5 protein-coding genes and 1 pseudogene are annotated in these 6,673 nt (G+C 69.2%); 2 read left to right on the forward strand and 4 right to left on the reverse strand.

Features of this window, described 5'->3' with window-relative positions:
• Both KUTG_RS62240 and hpnC read right to left on the reverse strand, forming a co-directional pair.
• The coding region (locus tag KUTG_RS62240; protein ID WP_369794570.1) for a phytoene/squalene synthase family protein at nucleotides 1-552 on the reverse strand (552 nt) is incomplete at its 3' end.
• Complete coding sequence (hpnC, locus tag KUTG_RS41135) at nucleotides 549-1,367, reverse strand: squalene synthase HpnC (protein WP_232241230.1); 819 nt, start codon at nucleotides 1,365-1,367, stop codon at nucleotides 549-551. The genes hpnC and KUTG_RS62240, both read right to left, overlap by 4 nt.
• A 359-nt stretch (nucleotides 1,368-1,726) precedes the next feature.
• Between hpnC and KUTG_RS41140 the strand changes: the two genes are divergently transcribed.
• Both KUTG_RS41140 and KUTG_RS41145 read left to right on the forward strand, forming a co-directional pair.
• Entirely contained in the window at nucleotides 1,727-2,884 is a 1,158-nt protein-coding gene (locus tag KUTG_RS41140) for an EstA family serine hydrolase (RefSeq protein ID WP_043732402.1), read from the forward strand.
• 44 nt (nucleotides 2,885-2,928) lie between these two features.
• A complete protein-coding gene (locus tag KUTG_RS41145; RefSeq protein WP_043724795.1) occupies nucleotides 2,929-4,140 on the forward strand; it encodes an MFS transporter in 1,212 nt (403 codons plus the stop codon).
• A 98-nt stretch (nucleotides 4,141-4,238) separates the two neighbouring features.
• On the opposite strand, the gene KUTG_RS41150 is transcribed toward KUTG_RS41145, so the two are convergent.
• Both KUTG_RS41150 and KUTG_RS41155 read right to left on the reverse strand, forming a co-directional pair.
• Nucleotides 4,239-6,251 carry an NPCBM/NEW2 domain-containing protein gene (locus tag KUTG_RS41150; protein WP_043724796.1) on the reverse strand — a complete coding sequence of 671 codons (2,013 nt, stop codon included), beginning with the start codon at nucleotides 6,249-6,251 and terminating at the stop codon, nucleotides 4,239-4,241.
• Between the two features lie 99 nt (nucleotides 6,252-6,350).
• Nucleotides 6,351-6,673 (reverse strand): annotated as a pseudogene (locus tag KUTG_RS41155) (pyroglutamyl-peptidase I); the annotation flags it as partial.

Genomic DNA, 6,673 nt, shown 5'->3' on the forward strand with positions numbered 1-6,673 from the left:
CAGGTAGATCCGCCCGTTGCGGCGGTCCTCCAGCACGTCGCGAAGAATGTTGGTGAGCTGCAAGGCAACCCCGAGCGCGTCGGCCAGCTGCGAGTCCCGCGCCTGGTCGGGGCTGCCGAACACGGCCAGCGACAACCGGCCGATCGAGCCTGCGACACAACGACAGTAGTGCCGAAGGTCCTCGAAGTTCTCGTACACGGTGCCGAGCACGTCGGCCTGGCAGCCGTCGATCAACTCGTCGAACGCGGCCAGCGGCAGACCGAACCGCAGCGTCGCGTCGTTGAGGGCGACGGCGACCGGATCGTCCTCGCGGTCGGCGAGATTGTGCAACCTTTCACGAACCTCGTTCAGCCCGGCCAGGCGTTCCGCGGCCGGCGCGTCGCCGTCGCCGATGTCGTCCACCAGCCGGGCGAACGCGTACACGGCGCTGAGCGCGCGGCGTTTGACCGGTGGCAGAAGGCGGATCCCGTAGGAGAAGTTCTTGGCCTGCTCGCCCGTGACCCGCTCGCAGTAGTCGTACGCGGCGTCGACGGTCAGCTGCACCTGGGTCACCGGCCACCGCCGAGCGACCGCGCCAGTTCGGCGATAGTGCGGGATTTACGTGGCCGTGGCGTGGTTGTCAGCACATCGAAACGCGCGTTGACGATGGCGGCCGCGGTGGCCCGCCCGCCCGCGACGTAGCCGGCCACGGCCAGCCGGCCCAGTCCGCTCAGCGTGCCCACGATCGACGCTCCTTCGTCCAGCAGCCGCAACGTGCGCTGCGTCTCGAACGCGATCAGCGCACGCACCTCTCGGGTGGCCTTGGTCGCGGCCAGATCCTCTTCTTTCACACCGAAACGGTCGAGATCCTCGGCCGGCAGGTAGATCCGCTCGTTGCGGTAGTCCTCGGCGACGTCCTGGAGGTGCTCCAGCACCTGCAGCGCCGAGCAGACCTGGTCGGACAGGGCGGCGCGCTCCGGCGTCATCGCGTCGAACACGTGCAGCACGAGGTGGCCGACGGGATTGGCGGACAGCTTGCAGTAGCCGAGCAGGTCCTCGAAGGTGCGGTAGCGCTTCACCTGTTGGTCGCGGCGGTTGGCCTGCACCAAACGGTCGAGCGGGGTACGCGGGATGCCGCACTCGTGCACGGTGACGGTCAGGTCGGCCCACAGCACGTCAGTGGCGACGTAGCCGGCGTAGATGCGGTCGATGTCCCGGTCGACCTTGTCCAGCAGGGCGTTGCGGTCGCCGGGCGCCTCGTCGCCGATGTCGTCGACGAGGCGGGCGAAGGCGTAGATGGACAGCAACCTGCGGCGGATCCGGGGCGGCAGCAGCAGGCTGGCGACGGTGAAGTTCTCGCCGCCCGCCTTCTTGTGCAGCGCTGTCACGTCGGGGCCGGCAGGGGTGGGCAGCTGTGGCAGGGGTGTAGTCCAACTCGGCCGCGCAGGCGTGTCGACCACGGGGTCCTCCGGTGGTGCTTGCGGAGTAGCAGTGTCGAGCGCCGGTCGCGGTGCGCCGATCCCGGTGCCCCGGTGGGCCCGCCGACGGCCGGTGTCCCCATACGGTGATCCACACAGGAGATCTTCGCAACCTGAATCAACACCATGAGACCTTTTCGGGCCATCGATCACGCGGTCGGCCCCGTCCGGTCACGGTCATCGGGGCGACACCCTTGAGGTCAGACCAACCAGTCGGTATGTTCTTGCCGCATCAACAGCCGTATCCGATCGGTGAGGATGTGGTTGACATGGCAGCCCACGATGTCGTCGGCGCGTGCGACCCGGCTTTCGCAACTGTACGAGACGTTCTGGCAGCTCAGCTGACCGATGGCCGGCAGCTCGGGGCCGCGCTGGCGGTGCGCGTCGGTGATCGGGAAGTGGTGGACATATGGGGTGGCCACGCCGACCCCGGGCGGTCCAGACCCTGGTCGGCCGACACCGTCGTCAACGTCTGGTCGACCACCAAGGGCGTGGTCGCGCTGGCGTTCCACATGCTGGTCGACCGCGGTCTGCTCGACCCGGACCAGCCTGTCCGCAAGTACTGGCCCGAGTTCACGAACGACACGGTGCTGGTGCGGCACCTTCTGTCCCACCGGGCCGGACTGGCCGCTTTCCGCGCGCCGACCACGGCCGAGGAGCTGGCCGACTGGAAATTGATGATCACTCGGCTGGCGGACACCCAGCCGTGGTGGGAGCCGGGGACCGCGTCCGGCTACCACGCGCTCACCTACGGTTTCCTTGTCGGTGAACTGATCCGGCGGACCACCGGAAACACGGTGCGAGATTTCCTACAGCACGAGGTGGCCGATCGGGCAGGGGCCGACTTCTCGATCGGACTGTCCCCGACGGACAACCGCCGCGCGGCCACGCTCGTGCAGCCGCCGCCCGAGGACCCGGCGGCGTTCCAGGCGTTGTTCGCGCAGCTCAATCCCGTGGCGCTGGCCGTGCTGACAAATCCGGTAGTGGGTCCGGACCAGGGCAACGCGGCGTTCTGGCGGGCGGCGGAGATCCCGGCCGCCAACGGCCACGCCACCGCTCGCGGCGTGGCCGCGCTGTACGGGGCCTTCGCTTTCGGCGGTGTCGCCGGGGGACAACGGCTGCTCGGCGCATCGCAGGTGGAACGGGCCCGAGAGGGCCAGGGCGCGTGCGTCGACCTGGTCATCGGCGACGCCGGACTCGGTGGCCGCGAGTCGGAATTAGGGCTGGGCCTGTGGTTGTCCGGCGAGGACGGCCACTACGGGCCCAATCCCCGCGCGATCGGGCACGACGGCTTCGGCGGATCGTTCGGTCTGGCCGATCCCGAGGCGGGGCTGGCGATCGGGCACGTGATGAACCTGATGGGCACCGTGATCGCCGACGACCCACGCAAGATGGAGCTCATCGACGCCGTCTACTCCTGTCTGTAGAAAACCGGTCGCAGCGCGTGGTCATGGGCTGACATGCTCACCGGGTGTTCGCCGACCTGTTGCGCCATCGCGACTTCCGGTGGCTGACGGTCGGACGCACCGTCAGCCTCATCGGCAACGGCATGGCGCCCATCGCGCTGGCCTTCGCCGTGCTCGACCTGACCGGCTCGGCCGCCGACCTCGGCGTGGTGGTGGCCGGCCGGTCACTGGCCACTGTGGTGGTGCTGCTGGCCGGCGGCGTGATCGCCGACCGGCTGCCGCGGGCGGCGGTACTGCAGGGATCAAGTATTGCCGCGGGAATAACCCAGGCGCTGGTTGCGTCACTGGTGTTGACGGGGTCGGCCTCCGTGCCGCTGTTGGTCGTGCTGAGCGCGGTCAACGGCGCGCTGAGCGCTGTCTTCAGTCCCGCGTCGAGCGCGCTGACACCGCAGACGGTGCCGGCGGATTCGTTGCGCGCGGCCAATGCCGCCACCCGGATCACCGTGAACCTGGCCATGATCGTCGGTGGTTCCGTGGCCGGCGGGCTGGTGGTCGTGATCGGTCCCGGTTGGTGCATCGGCGTGGACGCCGTGACCTTCGCGCTGGCGGCCTTCTGCTACACGCGGGTCCGCGTGCCGATGCCGGCGCGGGAGCCATCGCACGTGGTGGCCGATCTCCGGGAGGGCTGGGCGGAGTTCACCGGCCGGACCTGGCTGTGGGTCATCGTGGCGCAGTTCCTGTTCGTCAACGCCGTCAACGCCGGCGGCATCCAGGTGCTGGGGCCCGCCATCGCCGACGCCACCTTCGGCCGTGCCGGCTGGGGGTTGGCGCTGGCCGCGGAGACCGTCGGCGCGTTGGCCGGCGGCTTCGTCGCCGCCCGGTTCCAGCCGCGCCGGGCGCTGTTGCTCGGCGTGAGTTTGGTCCTGTTGGAAGCGGTGCCGCTGGTTACCCTGGCCGTCGCGCCCGGGACCGTCGCCATGATGGTGGCGTTGGCGCTCACCGGGTTCACCATGGAGCAGGCCGGCGTCGCGTGGGACATCTCGTTGCAGGAGAACATTCCCGCGGACCGGTTGGCCCGGGTGTACTCGTACGACGCCGTTGGGTCCTTCGTGGCGATGCCGTTGGGCCAGATCGTCGCCGGCCCGGCCGCCGTGGCCTTCGGGGCCCGGCCCGTGCTGTTGGTCGGCGCGGTGGTGGTGGTCGTGGCGACCGTGGCCGCCCTGTGCAGCCGCTCGGTACGCACTGTTCGCACGGGAACCCCGGCGAGTCACGCTTAGCGGCACGCCGAATGTAGGTTTCGGGCAGAACCGAGCTCTGAGGCTCAGTTCTGCCCGAAACCGTATTTCGGTGTGTCTGAGAGCGTGACTCGCGGGGGTCAGGTGCAGGTGGCTTGGGGGGTGGCCCAGTCGGCGTGGTCGTTGGTGTTGCCGTCGCCGCCGTCGGTGACTATGAGGCGGAGCAGGCTGGCGCCGGTGGCGTCGGCGGTCAGGGTCTGGGCGGGGGCACCGCGCTTGATCAGGCCGGAGTCGGCGATCTTCTTGCCGTCGGCCCAGATCTCGAAACTCACCGAGCCGGCGCCGGTCTTCTCGTCGTCGAGGCCGACGGTGCTGCTGACCGTCGAGCAGCGGCCGCCGAGGTAGTAGGTGACGGTGCTGGGCGCGTTGGTGCCGAGGCCCTTGGCGTAGGTGACGCCGCCGAGCGTGATGGGATGCCCGTCGCCGGCCTTGGACTCGCCGTTGCTGGTGTTGCGCTCCACCGGACCGTAGCCGTTGTCGGCGGACAGCCAGGTGTCGTCGCCGAGCTGGGTCGTGCCCGAAGGAATGGGCGTGGCGATGGAAACCACCAGATCGTAGTCCATAGTGGACTTACCGGGCTCGTAGGTTGTGCTGACGTGCAAGGGATAGCTGCCGGCCGGGGTGTCGGGCGGACTGGTGACGGACCACCGGGTCGTCAGGTCGTGGCCGGGTGGCAGCACGGGATAGAACGTCGGCGAGGAGGCCTTGACGGTCCAGCCGGCGGGGCCGGTGAGCTTGACGCTGCCGAAAAGTCCGGGCAGGACACCGTCATTGCTCGTCACCGTGGTGACGGTCGTGGTGGTGCCGGGCTGAACGAGGGCGGGCGCGCCGGGGTAGGGAACGGGCAGGTCAGCGTTGGTGTGCACGGCCGGCGGGTTCGACCACCACTGACCACCGGTGTGCACGCGGAACATCGCGGTGCCGTGGGCGGGCACGGTGGCGCTGATCTTGCCGGCGGTCTCGGTGGTCTTGTGCGACCACAGATCGTCCAACTGGTACCCGAACGCCTTCGGCAGGCCGACCGCGGCGGCCGTGGTGCTGATCGTCGCCGCGGTGCTGTTCTCGTTGAATAGAGCGACGGCCCGGTCGCCGTTGGCCAGCGGCTTGCTGATCACGTGCAGACCGTTCGCATTGGACAGTTCAGTCCCCTGTACTCCCAAGGGATCCTGGTCGACGGCGATGACATCGGAGTTGGTCAGGATGCTCATCGTGGCCGGCGTGGCCTTGCGGATGTCAGAGCCGATCAGCAGCGGCGCGGCCATGATCGACCAGAGGCTGAAGTGGCTGCGGTACTCGGTGTCGGTCATGCCGCCGTTGCCGACCTCCAGCATGTCCGGGTCGTTCCAGTGCCCCGGCCCGGCGTACGGCGCGAGCACGACGTTCTTCTTGAAGATGGACAGCATCGAGCTGTACTTGTCGCTGATGTCGCCGGTGGTGCGCCACGAGTTGCCGACCGCGGAACCCCACGTCCACGGGTCGTTGACGCCCCATTCGCAGAGGCTGTACAGGATCGGCCGCCCGGTCGCGGCGAGTGCGTCGCGCATCGCGCTGTACCGGTCGATGTACTGCTGCGTGGTGGTGCTGCCGGCGTTGTTGCAGTTGTCGTACTTCAGGTAGTCCACGCCCCACGACGCCCACAGCGCGGCGTCCTGCTTCTCGTGCCCGAGGCCGCCGGGGAAGCCGGCCGTGTTGCAGGTTTTGGTGCCGGCGCTGGAATACAGGCCGAACTTCAGGCCCTTCGAGTGCACGTAGTCGGCGACGGCCTTGATGCCGTCGGGAAAGCGCACCGGGTCGGGGACCAGGTTGCCGTCGGCGTCACGGGCCGGCAGGGCCCAGCAGTCGTCCAGGTTGACGTACTGGTAGCCGGCGTTGCGCAGTCCCGACGAGACGAACAGGTCGGCGATGCCCTTGACCATCGCCTCGCTGAAGTCGCCGCTGCAGTGGGTGGCGTTCCAGTTGTTGAACCCCATCTGGGGCGTGCGCGCCAGGCCGTTGTCGAGCGCGACGGCGGCCGGGGCGCAGGCCAGCGTCAAGCCGGCCGCCGCGGTGGCCGCCGCGACCCCGATCGCCGCCAGTCGTAACCGGACAGACATCGGACCTCCTCGTCGAGATGGGCGGTGAGGCCCATCACACAAGGCACGTCCGACCACCACAAGACGTCGAAAGACCACTTGACACCGGCGGGGTCACGGTCAGTGCAGCGTGCCCTCGCCGACGCGCAGGTCATCGGAGGTCTGAACGCAGGCGAGGGCGAACGCGGCCAGCCCGTCGGCGATGGTGCGCACCGGCAGCGACGCCCGGTCGGCGGCAGCGCCGGCGGTCATCTCGGCGCTGTAGGGCACGTGCACGAAGCCGCCGCGCACGTGCGGCAGCTCCGTGGCGATCAGGTGCATCAGCCCGTAGAACACGTGATTGCAGACGAAGGTGCCGGCGCTGTACGACACGGCGGCCGGCACCCCGGCGTCCCGCATGGCCTTGGCCCCGGCCTTGATCGGCAGGCCGGTGAAGTACGCGG

The sequence above is a fragment of the Kutzneria sp. 744 genome (genome assembly GCF_000568255.1).
Taxonomy (GTDB): domain Bacteria; phylum Actinomycetota; class Actinomycetes; order Mycobacteriales; family Pseudonocardiaceae; genus Kutzneria.